The sequence below is a fragment of the Polaromonas sp. AET17H-212 genome (assembly GCF_002379085.1).
Taxonomy (GTDB): domain Bacteria; phylum Pseudomonadota; class Gammaproteobacteria; order Burkholderiales; family Burkholderiaceae_C; genus Polaromonas.
The window spans coordinates 126,799-146,858 of the sequence record NZ_NBZW01000007.1 but is presented as its reverse complement, the minus strand read 5'-3'; the positions used below and the strand labels follow the sequence as shown (position 1 = coordinate 146,858).

Genomic DNA, 20,060 nt, shown 5'->3' with positions numbered 1-20,060 from the left:
TCTTGCAAGGCCAATTGCACGAACTCGCGTTTGGTGTCCATCAGGTCTCTCGGTTGCCAGGGCATGCGCTTCTCCTTGCGCCAATGGCGCTGAAGAAGTGTTTCCTATGTCTCCGAACACCTGTTTCGTATGTGTCCTGTCCATACAGCGAAGCAAAGAAAAGTAAGTCGCCCGCCGGGGCGAGACCCGGCTTGCTGGCGCACCACAACCAGCGGATACAAAGACGGCTTCGACAAACTCAGCCCGAACGGTAACGAGGACCGGCTTGCTGGAGGAATCCACAAAACAGTTCACACCGGAACCTCAGCCGCAGGCTGATGATGCCCCCCACCCATGTGCGCACCAAGAACATGCCGCTCGGCATCAGCGGCGACAGTTTCAAAAACGATGCGGCCTTCGCTCATCACCACGATGCGGTCAGCCAGCTCGAGCAGCTCGTCCAGGTCTTCGCTGACCAGCAGCACGGCGCCGCCCTGCTGCGCCACACCGCGCAGGCGGGTGTGGATTTCCCTGACGGCGGCAAAGTCCAGGCCGAACACCGGGTTGGCGGCGATCAGCACATTGATTTCGCCATGCAGTTCGCGCGCGAGCACGGCACGCTGCACATTGCCGCCCGACAGGCTGCGGATGGGCGCGTTTTCGCCCTGGGTCTTGATGCCATAACCGGTGATCCATTCGCGCGCGCGGCTGCGCCAGCGACCGAAGCGCAAACGTCCGCCGGCGCAGAGCGGCGGCCGGTCGAAGTCGCGCAGCGCCATGTTCTCGGCCACGCTGAGATCGCCGACGCAGGCATTGCGCAGGGGCTCTTCGGGCAGGCTGCGCACCTTGAGGCGGTGGTTCTCATCGCGCGTGGCGGCGTAGGGCTGGCCGTTGACCCGCACGGTGCCCGCGGCGCGTGCGCGCTGGCCGACCAGCGCTTCGACGAGTTCACGCTGGCCGTTGCCGGAGACGCCGGCGATGCCGAGGATCTCGCCGGCGGCCACCGCCAGGCTCAGGTCGCGCACAGCCAGCGTGCCGCGGTCGCCCATGACCTGCAGCCCGCGGACTTCCAGCGACGCGCTGGACGCTACAGAAGTTATAGCTGCTGCCGTCCGTCCGTTAGGGGCTGGAGGCACTTTTTCTTCCATGACCAGGCTTTCGGCGCGGGCTGCAGCCGCATCGCCCACCATGGCCTGCGCCAACCGCGCCGGATCGGTTGCCGCCACCGACGTGGTGTGCACCGCCTGGCCGCGGCGCAGCACGGTCACGTCGTCGGCATAGGCCATCACCTCGCGGAACTTGTGCGTGATGATGAGCACCGTGCACAATCCGCTGCGCGCGAACTCGCGCACATGGGCGAGCACCTCGTCGGCTTCCTGCGGCGTCAGCACCGAGGTCGGCTCATCGAGGATTAGCAGGCGCGGCCGGAGGTAGAGCTGTTTGAGCAACTCGAGCTTCTGCTTTTCGCCCGCTGCCAGTTCCGACGGTCGCGCGTCCAGGTCCAGGCGGAAAGGCGTGTGGGCGAGAAAGGTCTTGAGTTCATCGCGCTTGGCGCGCCAGTTGATCACCGCGGGCAACTGCCCGCCGGCCAGCAGCAGGTTCTCCGCCACCGTCATGCCCGGCGCCAGCGTGAAATGCTGGTAGACCATGCCGATGCCCAGCGCGCGCGCCACCACCGGGTTGTCAATCGCCTGCTCGCGGCCGTCGATCAGGATGCTGCCTTCCGAGGGCCTTTGGTACCCCGCCACACATTTGACCAGTGTGCTTTTGCCGGCACCGTTTTCGCCAAGCAGCGCATGCACCGTGCCCGGCGCCACCTTCAGGCTGACGCTGTCGAGCGCCGTGAAGCTGCCGAAGCGCATGCTCATCCGGTAGGTGTCCAGCGCCAGCGCACCGGTGGCCGGCGGCAGGCTGCCGATGGCTGCGGTGGTACTCATGGCTGCGCCAGTGCGTCCAGCACTGCCTTTGACAGCGCATGGGCGCCGAACACCCCGCCCTGCATGGTGATCATCTTCAGCGCCGCCGCGTGGTTGCCGGCGTCGGTGGCGGCGGTGCAGTCCGACAGCAGCAGGCATTCGAAGCCGCGGTCGTTGGCGTCGCGCATCGTGGTGTGCACACACACGTCGGTGGTAATGCCGGTGAGGATCAGGTTGCGGATGCCGCGCGTGTGCAGCACCATCTCGAGGTCGGTGGCGTAGAACGATCCCTTGCTCGGCTTGTCGATCACCACCTCGCCGGGCAGCGGCGCGAGTTCGGGAATGATTTCCCAGCCCGGTTCGCCGCGCACCAGGATGCGGCCGCAGGGTCCGTCGTCGCCGATGCCCACACCCTTCGTGCCGATCTGGCGCGAGCGCCAGCGCTTGTTGGCCGGCAGGTCCGACAGGTCGGGCCGGTGGCCCTCGCGCGTGTGGATGATGTGGTAACCCGCGCCGCGCATGGCGGCCATCAGGATCTGGAGTGGCGCTATCGGCGCGCGTGTCAGCGAGATGTCGTAGCCCATCTTGTCGACGTAACCGCCTTCGCCGCAGAAATCGATCTGCATGTCGATCACGACCAGCGCGGTGTTGCCCGGCTGCAGGTCGCCGTTCCAGGGCCAGGCGTAGGGGTTGGCGTTGACGAAGCGTTCCATCGTGGCGGTCCTTGTCAAGGCTGGTAGCTGCGCGTGGGCGCCTCGAAGCCGCAGGAGGTTCCGTCGGTCACCTCCACCGTCCAGGGCAACTGGTAGCTGCCGTCCATCATGTCGCGCATGTAGGTGTAGGGGCAGTCCTGGGCGCCGCCCTTCACCGCCACGTAACCGCGGTGGTAGAGCTGGTAGATGTTGTTCTCCACGCCCCAGCCGGTGCGTGCCTCCCGCACCAGATCGGGCCGCACTTCGGCCGTGATGATTTCGTCGGGACGTCCCCCGCCTTCGACCAGCACCGTGCCGTCGAAATTGCAGAACATGCCCTCGCCCATGGAATCGAAGGTGCCGTCGCTGCCGCACATGCAGACGTTGGCGGTGACCGCCAGGTTGCAGAAGGCGTTGGCCTGGTTGGTGATCTTCCAGCTGTGGCGGATGGGCGCGGTGTAACCCGCCGTGCGGATGATGATTTCGGCGCCCTTGTACGCCGCCTCGCGCGCCATCTCGGGGAACATGCCGTCGTGGCAGATGATGAGCGCCAGCTTGCTGCCGTTCGGTCCGTCGCAGACGGGAATGCCCAGGTTGCCCGGCTCCCAGGGCTCGACCGGCACCCACGGGTGCAGCTTGCGGTAGTACAGCTTGATCGCACCGGTGTCGTCGATGATCAGGCCGCTGTTGTACGGGTTGCCGCCGGGGTTGGCCTCCATGATGGAGAAACACCCCCAGATGCGGTTGTCCACACAGGCGCGCTTGAAGGCGGCAACCTCGGGGCCGTCGAGCGACACCATCAGTTCGGGCGCGATCGACATCGACAGGCCGTGCAGTGAATACTCCGGAAACACCACCAGGTCCATGGTGGCCTGATTGCGCCTGGCCTTGGCCACCATGGCGCAAATGCGCTGCGTCTGCGCAGCGAGCTGCGCCGGTGTCTCGACCACCGGCAGCTGCAACTGCACCAGGCCCAAAACCACGCCATGTTTCGATTTGTTGAGTCCGCCGAGGCCTGTCATCGTGTTTCCTTGCTTGTATTCAACGGGTGGAAGAGAGTTCGCCCGGGCTGCCGCTCACCGTGGTGCCGGGCCGGCAGGTCATGACCAGAATCAGCAGCGTCAGCGCATAGGGAACGATGTTGAACAGGTGGTAGCCCCAGCTGATGCCGATGGACTGCAGGGCCGGGCCGATGGCGCCGGCGCCGCCGAACAGCAAGGACGCGTAGACGCAGCGGATCGGGCTCCAGCGCGCGAAGATCACCAGCGCCACCGCGATCAGGCCCTGGCCGCTGGAGACGCCCTCGTTCCAGCTGCCGGGGTAAAAAAGTGTGAGGCAGGCGCCGCCAAGACCGGCGACCATGCCGCCGGCTGCGGTGGCCGCAATACGAATGGCCGACACCGAATAGCCGAGGGCGCGCGTGGCGTTGGCCGAGTCACCCGCCATGCGCACCAGCAGGCCGGCGCGGGTGTTGGCGAAGGCCCACCACAGCGCCACGGCCAGCGCGATGCCGATGGGTACCAGCGCGTTGACCTGCAAGGCCGAACGCACGGCGCCCGAATCGCTCCAGTTGCCCAGCGCGATGGCCGGCAGTTGCGGCGCCTGCGGCTGGATCAGCGGCTTGCCCAGGTAAAACGCCAACCCCATGCCCAGCAGCATCAGCGCAATGCCGGTGGCGATGTCGTTGACGCGCGGCAGCGAACACAACACGCCGTGCAGGGTGGCCAGCAGTGCGCCGGTGGCTGCGGCTGCCAGCACGCCGATCCACGGCGACCCGCTGAGCCAGGAGGCGCCGAAGGCCGACATCGCCGACAGCACCAGCACGCCCTCCAGGCCCAGGTTGATGCGTCCGGATTTTTCGGTGATGCATTCACCGAGGCTGACAAACAGGAAAGGCGCGCCGACACGCAGTGCGCCGCCGACGATGCCGGCAAAGAAGATCAGCAGCTGGTCGGCGGTCATGGCTTGTCCTGCGGCAGGGGGATCGGACTCGGCTCGGACGGGCCGAAGCGGTTGATGCGGACGAGGAAGGCCTTCCAGTCCACATCACGCAGAGCCTCGCTGGCCAGGATCAGCACAAAAGCAATGCCCTGCAGCACCAGCACCGAGGCGTCGGGCAAGCCCAGGCGGCGCTGCAGCAGGCTGCCGGCCGCGCCAAAACCACCGAACAGAATGGCCACCGGGATGATGGCCACCGGATGCTGGCGCGCAATAAACGCCACCAGGATGCCGGCGTAGCCGTAACCGGCGATCAGCGAGGCGTTGGCATTGGTGTGCACGGCGGCGACCTCGACGGCGCCGGCCAGCCCGGCGCAGGCGCCGCCGAGCGCGCAGGCCAGCAGGATCAGCCGGGACGCCGGCAGGCCGACCAGTTGCGCCGCGCGCGGGTTGCCGCCGACCACACGCACCGCAAAGCCCGAAGGTGTCATGCGAAACCACAGGCCGGCCGCCAGGCAGGCGGCCACGCCAATCACGAGCCCCCAGTGCACGTCGGAGCCGCCGATGCCGCTGATGCGCAAACCCTCGGCCAGCGACGGCGTGGAGGGTTTGTTCAGGCTGGCCGGGTCGCGCAGCGGCCCTTCGACCAGGTGCTTGAACAGGCCGATGGCCACATAGGCCAGCAGCAGGCTGCTGATGGTTTCATTGATACCGCGGTACTGGCGCAGCGCACCGGCCAGCATGATCCACAACGCACCGGCCAGGGCACCAGCCAGGCACACCAGCGCCGTGCCCACGACGCTGGCCGGCAGCGGCAGGGCGGCGGCCAGCGCCGCGCAACCGAGCCCGCCCAGCACCATGGCACCCTCGCCGCCGATGATGACCAGGCCGGCACGCGCCGGCACCGCCACACACAGGGCCGTGAGCATCAGGGGCGCGGCGCGCTGCAGCGTGTTCTGCCAGGAGTACCAGTCACCGAAAGCGCCCTTGAACAGCAGCAGCCAGACGTCCAGCGGATTGACACCCGCCAGCCCGACGAACACGCCAAACAGCAGCAACGCTGCGGCAATGGCGGCCGTGGGCAGCAGGACGTTGGCGAGGGAGTTGCGCATGGTGTTTTTTCGTTCGGGCTGAGTTTGTCGAAGCCACGGGCCCTTCGACAGGCTCAGGGCAAACGGAACGTCAGACCGAGCCGATGACGCCTTCCACCAGGTAATTCATCTTTTCAAGCTCCAGGTCGGTCTGCTTGTGCACCTTGCCGGCCGGGATGATGGTTGCGCCCTTGTTGTCCTTGAGCGGGCCCTTGAAGATGTCGAACTTGCCGGCCACCATGCTGGCCTTGATGCTGTCGGCGTTCTTTTTCGCGGCGTCCGGCACCATGGGGCCGTAGGCGGACATCTTGACGTAACCGTCTTTCAGGCCACCGCGGATGAAGTTGGGATGCGGTTTGCCGCTGCGTGCGGCGTCCAGGAAGGTGGTGTAGGCGGTCAGCCAGTTCCACTCGGCGCCCGTCAGGTAGGCATTGGGCGCCAGCTTGGCCTGGCTGGCGTGGTAGCCGCACACCATCTTGCCGCGTTTGGCGGCCGTTTCGACCACCACCTTGGGACCGTCCACATGCATGGTGAACACATCGCAGCCCTGGTCGGCCAGGCTGTTGGTGGCCTCGGCCTCCTTGACGGCCATGGACCAGTCGCCGGTGAAGATCACGTTGCAGGTGATGCCGGGCTTGACCGAGCGCGCACCCATGGTGAAGGCGTTGATGTTGCGCAGCACCTGGGGGATCGGCTTGGCAGCGACAAAACCGACCTTGTTGCTTTTGGTCATGTGCCCGGCGATCACGCCGTTGAGGTACTGGCATTCCTCGATGTAGCCAAAGTAGCTGGCCGCATTCTTGGGATGTTTGCCCTCGGTCCAGAGACCGCCGCAGTGCGCAAAACGCACGTCCGCAAACTTGGGCGCCACGGCCAGCACGTGCGGATCAAAATACCCGAAGGACGTGGGAAAGACCAGCGTGGCGCCGTCCTGGGCCACCATGCCCGTCATGGTTTTCTGGACGGCGGCCGTCTCCGGCACGTTTTCTTCCTCGACCACCTTCACGCCGGGCATCTTCTTGAGCTCGGCCGCGGCCTGGGCCTGGGCCTGGTTGTAGCCGTAGTCGTCGCGCGGGCCGACATAGATCACGCCCACGGTGATGGGTTTTTGCGCAAAAGCCAGTTCGCTGAAAGCGCCCAGCGTGCCGGCAGCACCGAGTGCGGCCAGGGACTTGAGGGAATCGCGGCGGCTGAATTGTCTGGTGGTCATGAGATCTCTCCTTGGGTCAAGTTAAAGAAGTACTGCGGAAAACGGGAAGCAGGATTCATGCAAGCAGGCTCACATGGGCAGACACCACACGCCAGCCCTCGGGCGTGCGCAGCCAGGTCTGGCTTTGCCGGCCGGACCGGGCGCTGCCGGTGCGCTGGAACTCGACATTGGCGGTCGCCATGTCCCGGCCATAGGTGGTGATGACGGTTTTGAGCAGCGTGCGCGCCAGCCCCTGCGCGGGGCGCCCGGCGCGGAAGGCCCGGATCGCGTCGTAGCCATAGAGGTTTTCGGTCGCGCCGTAACGCAGGGTGTGCGGGCTGTTCCAGAACAGCTCGTCGAGCACGGCCACGTCGTTGCCGGTCAGGGCCTTTTCGTAACGCTGGAACTGGACCGTGACTTCGGCCAGGACATCGGGGAGGTTGATGGCGAGCATGTCTGTTTTTTTCTCTAGAGACGGACCGGACGCACATGCGCCACACCGGCATCGCTGAGGGCCTGGGCAGCGCGGAAAGCCAGGTCTTCGCGCCAGGGCGCGGCAATCAGCTGCGCCCCGATCGGCAGGCCACCGGTGCCGGCCGGCCACAGCGGCGCGGTCACGACCGGACAGCCGGCAAACGAGATGGGCTGGGTCAGCAGCCCCATGGACGCACGCGCGGGCTGCTGCGTGCCGTTGATGTCCAGCCACTCGGTGCCGATCACCGGCGCGCTGACCGGCGTGGCCGCGGTCAGCAACACGTCCCAGTCGCGAAACAGGGCGTTGACCTTGTCGCGGTAGACCCGGCGAAAACGCTGGGCCCGCAGGTACCAGTCGAGCGGCTGCAGGGCGCCGGCGATGAAGCGGTCTACCGACAGCGGCTCGAAGTCATCCACACGGGTGCGCAGGTCGTCCAGATGCAGGCTGCCGCCTTCGCTGGCGGTGATGATGAAGGCCGCGGCGCGTGCCAGGGCCGCGTCCGGCCAGGTCACGGCGGCGTGCGCGCCCAGGGTGCGGGCGGCCAGCGTCACCACTTCGCGTGCGGCCGGTGTGGCGTGGTCGTGGAAGTAGCCGCCCAGCACACCGATGCGCAGGCCTTCGATGCCGCGGCCGATCAAGGGCATGACCGGCTGCACGCGCAGGGCCTGGCAGCCTGGGTCCAGGGCATCGGGGCCTTGCAGGGCGTCGTAGACCAGCGCCAGGCCGGCCACACTGTCGGCCAGCGGCCCGAGGTGGTCGATGCTGTGCACAAACGGATAGCTGCCGCGGCGCGAAAGCCGGCCGAAGGTGGGCTTGAGGCCCCAGACGCCGCACAGCGAGGCCGGCACGCGGATGGAGCCGTTGGTGTCCGATCCGAGCGACACTGGCACCTGGCCGGCCGCCACCGCCGCACCGGAGCCGCCCGACGAACCGCCGGCAATCCGCGTCAGGTCATGCGGGTTGTGGCAGGGACCGTAGTGGGTGTTTTCGGTGGTGAAGCCGTAGGCGTATTCGTCCATGTTGAGCCCGCCCACCAGCACGGCGCCGGCCGCCTTCATTTGCCGGACCAGAAAAGCGTCAGCCGTCGCCGCCGCATCGCCGCGGTTGACCTTGGAGCCGGCCAGGGTCACCACCCCTTCAATGTCGAACAGGTTTTTCACGGCATAAGGCACGCCGGCCAGGGGACCGAGCGGCTGCGACGCCGCCCGCTGCGCATCGACGGCAGCGGCTTCGGCGCGGGCACGGGCCTGCGTCTGGTCGGTGAAGGCGTTGACCCGGCCGTCGGTCGCCGCGATGCGCGCCAGGCTGGCGTCCAGCAGCTCGCGTGCGCTGACCTCCCCCGAGGCGACGGCTGCCGCCATGGTCTCTGCGCTATTTGCTATATTTTTCATAGCTATTGGCGCTCGTGGTCATTGGGCGGAAAGGCTGCCGGCCTGTATATTTCCGCGGGTTCGTCGTGCGCGGCCAGGGGCGCGGCTTCCAGCAGCGCGGCCATCACGGCCGTGCGCTGCAGGTTCAGCGCGACGCGCTGGGTACGCGCCGCATCCAGCGGCAGCCTAAGCAGCGCGGCCGTGGTTTCGACGTAGACGAGCATGCGGGTGTCGTTCATGGCTGGCCTGCCGTTCAACGCCGTACTTCACGCTGGAAGATTTCCAGGCTGCGCTTCTTGGTGCCGATGAAGCTGGCCTCGGACAGCGTTTCCACCGTGCGCGGGCGCGCATCGCCATACGGCAGGATTTCGGCCACACGGGTGGGCCGCTTGGTCAGCAGCAGCACCTGGTCGGCCAGATAGACGGCCTCTTCGAGGTCGTGCGAGACCAGCAGCATGGTGGTGCCGGTCTGCATGAACACTTCCTGCAGCTTTTCACGGATGAACAGCGTCATCTCGAAGTCCAGGGCCGAGAAAGGCTCGTCGAGGAACAGCACCTCGGGGTTGTTCGCCAGCGCCCGCATGATGGAGGCGGTCTGCTGCTGGCCGCCCGAGAGTTCGTAGGGGTAACGCTTGAGGTCGAACTTGACATCGAAGGACGCGACGAGTTCGGCCATGCGCCGGTCGACCTCGGCCTTGGACCGGCCTTCAAGCTTGAGCGGATAGGCGATGTTGTCGATGGTGCGCATCCACGGAAACATCGCTTCGCGGTAGTTCTGGAACACGTAGCCGATCTTGGTGTCCTTGAGCGACTTGCCGTCGAACAGGATCTCGCCCGCGTCGATGGGCACCAGGCCGGCGATCATGTTGATCAGCGTCGACTTGCCACAGCCGTTGGGGCCGAACACCGAGACGATCTTGTGTTTCGGAATGTCGAGGTTGAAGTCCTCGTAGAGCGGCCAGCCGGCGAAATACTTGGTCAGGCCGCGGATGGTGATGTGCGTGCCGGCCGGTCCGGGCTGAAAGGCCGGCACCGGGATGTCGGCAAACATCGGGGCGTTGAGAACTGCAGACATGACTACCTTCCACTCCAGTGAACAATGCGGCGCTCGACCACGAGAAAGAGGATGTTGAGCGCATAGCCCAGCGCACCGGCGGCCAGGATGGACGCATACATGTCTTTCACGTTCATGACCTGCTGCGAATTGATGATGCGGTTGCCCAGCCCGCTGTCGGCGCCGATGAACATCTCGGCCACGATCACGATGACCAGCGCCATGGACACGGCCGAGCGCAGGCCGACAAAACTCGGCTGCAGGCTCTCCCAGATCAGCACGTCCTTGAACACCTGCCAGCGCGAAGCGCCCATGACCCTGGCCGCCATCACGCGCTGCTTGCGCGCGTTGATGACGCCGTAGGCGCTGTTGAACACCACGATCAGCAGCGCACCGAAAGCCGCGATCGCCACCTTGTTGATGTCGGACACGCCGAAGATCATCAGGAACAGCGGAATCAGCGCCGACGACGGGGTGGAGCGGAAGAAGTCGATCAGGAACTCGACGCTGCGGTAGGCCTTCTCGGAACTGCCCAGCAGCACGCCCAGCGGCATGCCAACGGCTGCGGCGATCAGGAAGGCCTGCACCGTGCGCCACACGGTGACGGCAAAATCCTTGAGCAGCGGGCCGCCGGCCAGGCCGTTGACCAGCGCGCCCAGCGCATCGAGCGGCGGCGGCAACAGGATGGCCTTGATGAAGCCCAGGCGCACCACCAGGTCCCAGACGATGAACAGCACCGCCGGGCCGATGAAGGGCAGCGCCCTGTCCAGCGCCGGCGTGCGCTGCACAACGGCTGCCGGTGCGCTGGCCGGTGGCGCCCAGGGCTTGGCGGACGCCACCGGCGCCGCCGTCACGGAGGAGGTGACGCCCATCACGTTCAACCTTTGTAGAGCATCGAGTCCACCATGAGGCGTGAACTGAAGATGCCTTTTTCGGAGAACAGGTCGAAGAACTTCTGGAAGTGCGCGACGTCGCCCGGCTTGAACTCGTTGTACATCATGTACGCCGCCAGCGGTACCTCGCCGGTCAGCGCGCCTTCGATCGGGGTGTAGCCCTTGAGGTACTGGCGTGCCTCGACCGACTTGCCGCGCACGTACGTCACACCCTTGCCGTAGGCGGCCACAAACTTCTTCGCAGCATCGGGATTCTTCTTGATGAACTCCGAGGACAGCGAGGCCGAGCCGCCAAACCACGGCGCCATGTTGTCACCGAGCACGTAGCGGGAGATCACGCCGGCCTCGAGCACACGCGTGGTGCCGTTCATGCGGCCGATGGTGCCTGTGGGCTCCAGCGTGTAGGCCCCGTCGATCTGGCCGGCAGCCAGCGCTGCCACATGCTGGCCGATCGGCAGCTCGACCACGGTCGCACCCACGGCGCCGCCGCGCTCCAGAATGGTCTTCGCCAGGGTCACGTTCTGGATGCCGGGGCCGGAACCGATGCGTTTGCCTTTCAGGTCGGCCATCACCTTGGCCGGGCTGGCCACCGGCACGATGACTTCGTCGAGCACATTCTTCACATTGCTCGGGTTGGCGCAGAAGATCTTGAAGGTGCCGGGCTGGGCCAGCTCGCCGATGGCGATGTTGGCCGAGCCGGTGCCGTTGGCGGTGCCGTCGGAACGGCCGGACAGCACGGCCTCCATGACCTGCTGCGCGCCGGCGAACTTGAGCGGCTCCACATCCAGGCCGGCCTCCTTGAAGTAGCCCAGCTCGATGGCCGCGTAAAACGGCAGGCCGGCGGCGATCGGCCAGTAGCCGATGCGGATCTTCGGTGCGGCCTGGGCACGCACGATGGCAGGCATGCCCAGCACGCCCAGCATGGCCGCGCTGGTTTGCAGGACTTTCCGGCGTGAGGCCGTGAAGGTGGCGGAAGTGCGGTCAGTGGTCATGAAAAGCTCCTGGAGTAAGAGAGGAAGAAGGGGTTGGGATCCGTGGAAGGTGTCAGGCCGCAGCCGTCTTGAGCGAAGTCATGTAGGCCCGCCAGCCGCCCAGGTGCGAGATGTCCAGCGCCCCGTGCAGCGCTTCGGGCTCGCAGACAAAACCCTGCACCGTGCTGCCGTCGCGCAGCGCCAGCGTGCCTATGCCCAGCGGCGCGGGGATCAGCGCAACAAACGAGCCGTAGGCAGCAAGCGGCATCTCCCAGACTTCAAGCGCGATACAGGCCCCCCGGCCGGCACCGACACGGAGCAGGCCGGGCTTGGGCGGGGTGGTGCCCGGCAAGGCGAACAGCCGGTAGTCCGGCGCGGTTTCAGCGGGGCCGGCCAGCACGGCGCCGCGCTCGGTCAGCTGCGTGTTCAGGGGCATGCCCGACAGATGGGCACCCACCACCGCCACCCGCACCGTCGCCGGCTTGCGCAGGCCGGCGATGGCGCGCATGGCGGGCAGGGGCAGGCCGGTCGCGCCCTGCGTCAGGCCGGTAGCGTGGTGGTAACGCTGGCCGAGGTCGGCCAGCTGCCAGTCGCTGCCGCAAGGCCCGATCAGCGTGATGCCGAACGGCAGCCCGTCGGCGCGCACAGCACTGGGCACGGACAGGGCGGCGTAGTCGAGCAGGTTCACGAAGTTGGTGTAAGCGCCCAGCCGGCGGTTGAGCACCACCGGGTCGCGCTGCATCTGCGCAATCGTGTAATGCGTCGGTGCGGTCGGCACCACCAGCACGTCGATGTTGGCCCCCACGCTCCCCACTGCGTGTGGTTCGCTGCCCCTCGGGGGGGCTGGCCTTGCTTGGGGCGGCCCTTCGCTGCGGCCGTCGGCGGAACAAGACCACATCGCGTCGGCCTGCTGGCCCAGGCGCTTTACTTCGGTCTGCACTTCGTACAGGTCCGCCGCGCTGTACTTTCGACCGGCGGCAATGATGCTGCGCACCGGCTCGACCACCTCGGCTTCATGGGCGTCGAAGAAGCTGCGGATGGCGGTGTAACGTTCGGCCACCAGCGCGCTTTCATACAGCAGGGCCGCGACCTGGGCCAGCGGCGCAAAGTCGATGGCCACAGGAATACCACCCAGGGACTGCAGTCGGTCCACAGCCTGCGCGAAGGCCGCTTCGGCGGCACGGTCCCCGTAAAACTCCAGCGTTGCCGGCACGCCGAAGCGGAAGGCCGGCGCAAACGGTTCGCTGGCCAGCACCAGCCGACGCGAATACGGATCGAGCGCGTCATGCGCCATGGCGTTTTCCAGTACCTGGACTGCGGTGGCCACCGTGCGCGCAAAAATGGACACACAGTCCACACTTTGCGCGGCCGGCACCACGCCGCGCGCGCTGATCAGCCCGCGTGAAGGCTTGAGGCCGACGATGTTGTTGAGCCCCGCCGGCACCCGGCCGGAGCCGGCCGTGTCGGTGCCCAGCGAGAAGTCGGCCTGCCCGGTGGCCACCACGTAGGCCGAGCCGGAACTGGAGCCGCCGGATACATAGGCGGGATGGAAGGCATTGGGCACGGCCCCGAAAGGGGAACGCGTGCCGTTCAGCCCGCAGGCGAATTGGTCGAGGTTGGTCTTGCCGAGCAGCGATGCACCAGCATCGAGCAACTTCTGCACAACAAAGGCACTGGCTGGCGGTATGTAGGCAAAAGCCGAACAGCCCGCGGTGGTAGGCAAGCCTGCAGCATCGATGTTGTCCTTGGCAGCAAAGGTCAGCCCCGCCAGCGGCCCGGCCGAGGCAGCCTGCGCACTGGCGGTTGCCGGCGGCGTGGCGCGGCAGATCCAGGCCTGCGGCGCCAGCACCGTGCCGCCCACAGCGGCCGGCGTGTTGTCGGGCGCCGACGCCTCGCCGGTCGGATCAGGGGTTAAAAAAACTTGCACCAATTTAAAGCATCCATACTTGTGTACAAGATGAGATGCAAGAGATGTGCCAAGGGCTGGCGCCGGCTCCGGGCCGCGGGGCGCCTGACCGGTCCGGACCGCATTTGCTACTTAATCAATAGCTGACATGACTGGTCCAGCAAGGGCTGGAAGCGATTTTGATGGTCACCCGCGGCCCGGCCCTTGGGCTGACGTCGCTTGAAGCCCTTTTAGATGCGCCCCAGCACCGATCCGGAAAAACAGCGTGCAGCGGGGCCGGCCCGGCAAGGATGCGTTGTCAGCTCTCCAGCACCAGCCGCGTCACCACCGGCGGCGTCTCGCCCCGGTGAAATGCCAGCTTGCGGTCGCGCAGCGCCACGTCGCCCGCCGTCACGCGGTCAAAGCGGCGCAGGTGTTCGGTCCAGGACTCGTCGGTGATCTGCTCGACGTAACGTCCCGGGTCCGAGATGTCGCGCAACAGCTCCCAGGCCAGCGCGCCCTGGCGCAGGCGGCTGCGCCGGCTTTCCTGCATCAGCGTGCGAAATTCGGGGGCCCGGGCCGGATCGATGCGGTACTCGATCATGGTGCGCACCTGGCCGGTCAGGGGCGGCGCTTCCGCGCTGGGCACCTTGAATTCGCGCGATGGCGTCAGGTCCTCCTCGATGCTGCGGTCGCGCAGCAGCAGCTGCGTGGCGCCCATGGCCACCATCGCTGTCGATGCGGCGATCAGCATGCTGGTCGGGACACTGGTCACGGTCGCGATCTGGCCCCAGACTGCTGCACCCAGCGCGCTGGCGCCCATGATCGCCATCTGGAAAATCGACATGCCGCGCGCACGCACCCAGTCGGGCAGGGCCAGCTGCGCCGACACACTCAGGGTGTTGGCGGTGGTGATCCAGGCCGCGCCGGCCAGGAACATGGCCGGCGCGGCGACGTAGGCATTCGGCGCAAAGGCGATGATGGCCGTGGCGGCCGACTGCAGGCCCATGCCGCCCAGCACCAGGGCATCGCGCGACAAGGTGCGGCGCAGCCGCGGCAGCAAGAAGGCCACCACAAAAATCGCGCCCGAGCCCATGGACGCCAGCAACAGCGTGAAGGTGCCAGCACCGCCGCCGTGCAGGCCACGCGCCACCAGCGGTAGCAGGGCCAGCAAGGCGGTGGAGTGAAAGAAAAACAGCGCCACCCGCAGCAGCACCGCGCGCAGGCGCGCCGACTGGCGCACGAACTGCACACCGACCCGCATGGCACTGATCAGGCGCTCCCGGCCCAGCGGGCTGGGCACATGCTCGCGGCGCCAGCGCATGATCACAAAACCGGAGACCAGCGACAGCACGGCGTTGAGGATGAAAACGTATTCGCTCCCGGCGCCGGCAATCAGCGCCCCCGCCACCAGCGGGCCGATGATGCGCGAGGCGTTCATGGCGATGCCATTGAGCGCCAGTGCCGCCGGCAACTGCGCGCGCGGCACCAGCTCCGGGACAATCGCCGAAAACACCGGCCAGCGCATGGCCAGCCCGACGCCGTTGGCGAAAGTCAGCGCCAGCAGCAGCGGCGCGGTCATGGCGCCCAAAACAATCGTCAGGCACAACACCAGGGCCACGGCGGCCACCCAGAACTGCGTGATGATGAAGTAGCGGCGCCGGTCCAGGATGTCGGCCAGGGCGCCGCTGGGCAGCCCGAGCAGAAAGACCGGCAATGTCGATGCCGACTGCACCAGCGCCACCCAGATCGGCGAGGTGGTCAGCGAGGTCATCAGCCAGGCGGCGGCAACGTCGTTCATCCACATGCAGATGTTGGCGGCCATCCAGGTTCCCCACAACATGCGGAAAACCGGCGAACTCAGGGGCGCCCAGGCCGACAGCGAGGCGGGGTCTTGCCGGATCACGGGAATGTCGCCGGACGGCTCCGGTGGGCTGGGGTGGGGCATGGTGCTAGGGTTTCCTGGATCTTGCGTGGCTGGCGTTTCCTATGGGGAAACGCCCGTCCCGCCGGACACAGGTCTGCCGGGTTTGCAAGACTGCGTTGTTTCAGGGGTTCTGCAGGGTCCAGATGCGGCTGATCTGGGCCGACAGTTCCATCGGGTCAAACGGCTTGTGGATCACGTCGATCGCACCGAGCTCGCGGTACTGTGCCACTTCGACAGCCTGCACCTTGGCGGTCATGAAGATCACCGGCGTGCCGGCCGTGGCAGGCAGCGCCCGCAGCGCCTTGAGCGTGCTCGGGCCGTCCATGCCCGGCATCATGACGTCGAGCAGCAGCAGGTCGGCCTGCACGGTGGGGGCTGCCGCCAGCGCCTCGCTGCCGGACGAGCAGGCAATCACGGTGAAGCCGCCGACAGCCTCCAGGGCCATCTGGGCAACCGCACGGATATCAGGCTCGTCTTCCACATACAGGATTCGGGCGAGGGGTTTGGGCATTCGGGTCCTTGTGGTTAATAACAGGTGGCTCAGTCGCGCTGCGGAGGGCGGCCCGCTTCGGATGCGCAAGTATGAAGTGGAAAACGCAGCCGGGCAACCATCATCCGGCGGGCAGGGCACCCTGCAGCGTGTCGATGGCCCGGGCAATCTCGGAGCGCTGGGTCAGGGTCAGGTCCGGCCCGGCGACCACCGCCTGCGCCACCAGCAGCTCCAGCGCCTTGGCGGCTGTGCCTATTTCCCGATACCCCAGTGTCCCGGCGGTCCCGGCCAGGGTATGGGCCATGCGCTCCAGATCTTTCATCGGTTCGGGGGCGTCCGCGTCTGCGTTGACCACCTGCCACAACGCGCGTATCCCGGCTATTTTTTCGGGCAGGCTGCGCTGGTACTCGAGTCGCTGCTCGGCGAGGAATCGCTGGAACTCCTCTTGCGGCGTGCTCATGCCAGATCCTCTGCGGCGCTCACCGCGATTGCCGCCCCGCGGACGGCAGGTTGGGCTGGGTCAGGGCGGTTTTTCATGCTGCTTCTTTTTATTAAACCACGGCTGCCGGCACAGGGAACCGGCTCAGAGCGGTTGCTTCGGCGGCTCGAACAACGCCGCCACCATGTCGGACTGCGTGATGATGCCCGTCAGCCGCCCGTTATCGGCAATGATCGGAATGTGGTGGTGGCCGGTGCCGCCAAACAGCGGCACCAGGTCCACCAGGTAACGCTGCTCGCTGGCGACCCGCACCTGGCGCGTCATGATCTGGCCCACCACCGGCGGTTTGCCGGACGGACCGATGGCGCCCAGCAGTTTGCGCAGCTTGGCGTCCATGCCCTGGTAACCCTCCAGTTCGGCCGCACGCATGAAGTCGGCCAGCGTGACGATGCCCACAATGCGGAAGTCGGCGTCCACCACCGGCAGGGCCTTGATGCGGCGCTCCCGCAGCAGCGCCCAGGCATGCGCCAGCGGCGTGCTGTGGGTCACCGTCACCAGGTCGCGCGACATGATGTCCGCGCAGCGGATCCCGGCCAGCTTGCGCTGGTAGGCCTGCCATTTCATCTGCTCCAGCAGCGCCTTCAAATCATCGCGGCTGACGTCCAGCACCTGGTTGTATCGGGCGAGTACCGCGTCCAGGTCCGCATCGGCAGCCCGGGCCGGGCTCAGTCCTTCCCTGTGCGCAACAGGCTGCTGCCGGTGGGGGTAGGCCCGCCGCGTGGCATTGTTGTAGGCAATCCCGGCGAGCGCCAGCAGCACGGCGTTGAACAACACCGGAAACAGCGCAAACCAGGGATCGGTGATGCCGCCCAGCACCATCATCAGGGCCGAAGCCCCTCCGGGTGGGTGCAGGCAGCGCAGGGCCAGCATCAGGCCGATGGCGGCGCCGACGGCTACGGCAGCGGCCAGTTCCGGCGGGCCGATCCATCGCGCGCAGGCAATGCCGACCAGCGCCGACAGCGTGTTCCCGCCGACCACCGACCAGGGCTGGGCCAGCGGACTGGCCGGTACACCAAAAACCAGCACCGCACTGGCGCCCATGGGCGCGACCAGCCACAGCAGGCCGGAGGCGTTCGTGCCACCGGCCACATGGCAGGCCAGGCCGGCGACCAGGATGCCGGCAAAGGCCCCCAGGACAATGCGCCAGCGTTCCCACGCGTTGATCCTGGTTCGCGCAGGACGGAACGCTTGCAGCCAGAAAACAGCCGCGGCCAGAGGTGCTTTTTTGCCTGCGTTCGGGCCTGCACTGGAGGAAGAGGGCATTGTCAAGCGGTCAGCTTAACCCATCGGCCGGCGGCGGGCCGCGCCTGGGGCCCGGCAGCAGGCACGGCTGACAACAGAGGGCCAGCCAACGGCCCGTCAACTTTTGCGGGCCCGCTCGTACAGCGGCATCACCCGGGGCAGGGTGCGCTCCATGTCGGCAATCCGCGTGGTGCCGGCCGGGTGGCTGCTCAGCCACTGCGGCGGTGCGCCCTTGTTGGCGGCCGCCATTTTCTGCCAGAGTGTGATGCCGGCGCGCGGGTCAAAGCCGGCGCGCGCGCCGAGTTCCATGCCGACCAGATCGGCCTCCGACTCATCTTCGCGGCCAAAACGCAGGTTGATCAGTTCCACGCCGAGACCGGCGACGGTCTGGCCCAAGTCACCGAGGCCCAGCAGTTGCGACAGCAGGCTGGCACCGATGTTGGTGGCCGCCGACTTGCCCATGCGCTCGCGCGCGTGTTCCCGCAGGGCATGCGCCATTTCGTGGCCCATGATCATGGCCACCTCATCGTCGTTCAGCTTCAGCTGGTCCAGGATGCCGGTGTAAAAAGCGATTTTTCCGCCGGGCATGCAAAACGCATTGACCTGGTTGCTGCCAATCAGGTTGACTTCCCACTGCCAGTCTTTCGCACGCGGGTTCCATGCCACGGCATGCGGAATGATGCGCTGGGCAATGCGGCGCAGGCGCTGCACCTGGGGATGATTGGCAGGGGCCAGCGCCTTCTGGGCCGCCGCCTCCTGCAGCATCTTGCCGTACTGCTGCTGGGAGGCCTGCTCGATCTCCCCCGCTGGTACCAGCTTGGTGAAGCCCGAGTTGCCGCCGACGGCCACTCCATCACGCTGGGCCTGGACCGGCGCCGCGCCCAGCAACAGGGCTGCGGACAAGGCCGCCAGGGTCAGTTTCAACGCAAATGTCATTGCCTTCTCCAGATAAAGGGGCAGGTTCCGGCCGGTCGGGCCAAACGGCCCACAGCGTATTATTCCTGCATGAGTGAGACCTTATCCGACGATCCCCAGGCAAAACGTCAGCCAACGCCGCTTTCTGAAGCTCATCTTTCCGCAATCGCTCCCGCCCGGGCCGCGCGCCCGAGCTGGGGCGAGACCTTGCGCGTCTACCTCGAGGCGCCGACCCTGCGCATGCTGCTGCTGGGTTTTTCCGCCGGACTGCCGCTGTTGCTGGTGTTCGGCACGCTGAGTTTCTGGCTGCGCGAGGCTGGCATTGACCGCACCACCATTGGCTACCTGAGCTGGGTCGGACTGGCGTATGGCTTCAAATGGGTCTGGGCGCCGCTGGTGGACCGCCTGCCGATTCCGCTGCTGACGCGCCTGCTGGGGCGCAGACGCAGCTGGCTGTTGCTGTCGCAGTCCGTCATCATGGCGGCCCTGGTCGGCATGGCGCTGACCGACCCCAAACTCGCCCTGCTGCCGGTGGTCTGGTGCGCGCTGGCGGTGGCCTTTGGCTCGGCGACGCAGGACATTGCGCTCGACGCCTTTCGCATCGAGTCGGCCGACGTACAGCGCCAGGCCGCGCTGGCGGCGGCCTACCAGACCGGCTACCGCATGGCGATGATCTGGGCCGGCGCCGGCGTCCTGTGGATTGCCGCGCGCGCCGAGGTGACCGGTGCGGACGGTGTCATCGGTTACCAGCACGGTGCCTGGCAGATCGCCTATTTCGTGATGGCGGCGTCCATGCTGCTGGGCGTGGTGACGGTGCTGTTTTCGCCCGAACCGGCGCCGCGCGAGCTGCCGCCTGCGCGCAACGCCGCCGAGTGGCTGAAAAGCGCGCTGGTCGAACCCTTTGCCGACTTCCTGCGCCGCTACGGCAAACAGGCGGCGCTGATCCTGATGCTGATTGCCGTCTACCGCATCAGCGACGTGGTGATGGGCATCATGGCCAACCCCTTCTACGTCGACATGGGTTACACCAAGGACGAGGTCGCGGCCGTCACCAAGATCTATGGTGTGATCATGACGCTGGTCGGCGCCTTTGTCGGCGGGGCGCTGGCCATGCGTTTTGGCGTGATGCGCGTGCTGATGCTGGGCGCCGTCCTGAGCGCCGCCAGCAACCTGCTGTTTGCCTGGCTGGGCTCGCGGGGCCACGATGTCAATGCGCTGATTTTCGTCATCTCGGCCGACAACCTGTCCAGCGGCATCGCCTCGGCGGCCTTCATCGCCTACCTCTCCAGCCTGACCAACATCAACTATTCGGCCACGCAGTACGCCTTGTTCAGCTCCATGATGCTGCTGCTGCCGAAGTTTCTGGCTGGTTACTCGGGCACCTACGTGGACGCGTTTGGTTACAGCAGTTTTTTCACGGGCACGGCCTTGCTGGGCGCGCCGGTGCTGCTGCTGGTGTGGCTGGCTTCACGCATGAAAATGCCACCCAACCCTTGATTCACGGTCGCTGTCAGCTACTGATTTCATAGCATCG

General features: G+C 66.7%; 19 protein-coding genes. 1 reads left to right on the top strand and 18 read right to left on the bottom strand.

What is annotated here, in order from left to right; translation table 11 throughout:
* Positions 1-290: 290 nt before the first annotated feature.
* From B7G53_RS08395 to B7G53_RS08310, 18 genes are all read right to left on the bottom strand, one after another.
* A complete protein-coding gene (locus tag B7G53_RS08395; protein WP_096666376.1) occupies positions 291-1,916 on the bottom strand; it encodes an ABC transporter ATP-binding protein in 1,626 nt (541 codons plus the stop codon).
* Positions 1,913-2,608: a biuret amidohydrolase gene (biuH, locus tag B7G53_RS08390; RefSeq protein ID WP_096666373.1), complete on the bottom strand. Its 696-nt coding sequence runs from the start codon at positions 2,606-2,608 to the stop codon at positions 1,913-1,915. The genes B7G53_RS08395 and biuH overlap by 4 nt, the downstream gene beginning before the upstream one ends.
* Positions 2,609-2,622: 14 nt before the next feature.
* On the bottom strand, positions 2,623-3,609 hold the full coding sequence (locus tag B7G53_RS08385) for a formamidase (protein WP_096666370.1): 987 nt from the start codon (positions 3,607-3,609) through the stop codon (positions 2,623-2,625).
* Positions 3,610-3,628: 19 nt separating this feature from the next.
* A complete protein-coding gene (locus B7G53_RS08380) occupies positions 3,629-4,549 on the bottom strand; it encodes an ABC transporter permease (RefSeq protein WP_096666367.1) in 921 nt (306 codons plus the stop codon).
* Complete coding sequence (locus B7G53_RS08375; RefSeq protein WP_096666364.1) at positions 4,546-5,637, bottom strand: ABC transporter permease; 1,092 nt, start codon at positions 5,635-5,637, stop codon at positions 4,546-4,548. The genes B7G53_RS08380 and B7G53_RS08375 overlap by 4 nt, the downstream gene beginning before the upstream one ends.
* Positions 5,638-5,707: 70 nt before the next feature.
* Positions 5,708-6,826 (bottom strand): BMP family ABC transporter substrate-binding protein, encoded by a 1,119-nt coding sequence (locus B7G53_RS08370; protein WP_096666362.1) that lies wholly within the window; start codon positions 6,824-6,826, stop codon positions 5,708-5,710.
* A 55-nt stretch (positions 6,827-6,881) separates the two neighbouring features.
* The gene (gene hpxZ, locus B7G53_RS08365; protein ID WP_096666359.1) at positions 6,882-7,259 is read right to left on the bottom strand and encodes an oxalurate catabolism protein HpxZ; all 378 of its coding nucleotides are present in this window, start codon (positions 7,257-7,259) and stop codon (positions 6,882-6,884) included.
* Positions 7,260-7,273: 14 nt separating this feature from the next.
* Positions 7,274-8,671 (bottom strand): AtzE family amidohydrolase, encoded by a 1,398-nt coding sequence (locus B7G53_RS08360; RefSeq protein ID WP_096666356.1) that lies wholly within the window; start codon positions 8,669-8,671, stop codon positions 7,274-7,276.
* Positions 8,672-8,673: 2 nt separating this feature from the next.
* The gene (locus tag B7G53_RS08355) at positions 8,674-8,889 is read right to left on the bottom strand and encodes an AtzG-like protein (protein WP_096666353.1); all 216 of its coding nucleotides are present in this window, start codon (positions 8,887-8,889) and stop codon (positions 8,674-8,676) included.
* A 14-nt stretch (positions 8,890-8,903) separates the two neighbouring features.
* On the bottom strand, positions 8,904-9,725 hold the full coding sequence (locus B7G53_RS08350; protein WP_096666350.1) for an ABC transporter ATP-binding protein: 822 nt from the start codon (positions 9,723-9,725) through the stop codon (positions 8,904-8,906).
* 2 nt (positions 9,726-9,727) lie between these two features.
* Complete coding sequence (locus B7G53_RS08345) at positions 9,728-10,576, bottom strand: ABC transporter permease (protein ID WP_096666347.1); 849 nt, start codon at positions 10,574-10,576, stop codon at positions 9,728-9,730.
* Positions 10,577-10,581: 5 nt separating this feature from the next.
* Positions 10,582-11,589 (bottom strand): ABC transporter substrate-binding protein, encoded by a 1,008-nt coding sequence (locus B7G53_RS08340; protein ID WP_096666345.1) that lies wholly within the window; start codon positions 11,587-11,589, stop codon positions 10,582-10,584.
* Positions 11,590-11,641: 52 nt separating this feature from the next.
* A complete protein-coding gene (locus B7G53_RS08335) occupies positions 11,642-13,429 on the bottom strand; it encodes an allophanate hydrolase (protein ID WP_441338974.1) in 1,788 nt (595 codons plus the stop codon).
* Positions 13,430-13,772: 343 nt separating this feature from the next.
* Positions 13,773-15,401, bottom strand: coding sequence for an MFS transporter (locus B7G53_RS08330; protein WP_096666342.1), 1,629 nt, complete (start codon positions 15,399-15,401; stop codon positions 13,773-13,775).
* A 100-nt stretch (positions 15,402-15,501) separates the two neighbouring features.
* Positions 15,502-15,891: a response regulator gene (locus tag B7G53_RS08325; protein ID WP_096666339.1), complete on the bottom strand. Its 390-nt coding sequence runs from the start codon at positions 15,889-15,891 to the stop codon at positions 15,502-15,504.
* A 100-nt stretch (positions 15,892-15,991) separates the two neighbouring features.
* Positions 15,992-16,330 (bottom strand): Hpt domain-containing protein, encoded by a 339-nt coding sequence (locus B7G53_RS08320; protein WP_096666336.1) that lies wholly within the window; start codon positions 16,328-16,330, stop codon positions 15,992-15,994.
* A 123-nt stretch (positions 16,331-16,453) separates the two neighbouring features.
* Positions 16,454-17,632, bottom strand: coding sequence for an HPP family protein (locus B7G53_RS08315; protein WP_096666333.1), 1,179 nt, complete (start codon positions 17,630-17,632; stop codon positions 16,454-16,456).
* Positions 17,633-17,728: 96 nt separating this feature from the next.
* Positions 17,729-18,547 carry a M48 family metallopeptidase gene (locus B7G53_RS08310; RefSeq protein WP_096666330.1) on the bottom strand — a complete coding sequence of 273 codons (819 nt, stop codon included), beginning with the start codon at positions 18,545-18,547 and terminating at the stop codon, positions 17,729-17,731.
* Positions 18,548-18,616: 69 nt separating this feature from the next.
* Here B7G53_RS08310 and B7G53_RS08305 point away from each other — a divergent pair, with 69 nt between their 5' ends.
* Entirely contained in the window at positions 18,617-20,023 is a 1,407-nt protein-coding gene (locus tag B7G53_RS08305) for an AmpG family muropeptide MFS transporter (protein WP_096666328.1), read from the top strand.
* The last annotated feature ends 37 nt before the right edge of the window (positions 20,024-20,060 follow it).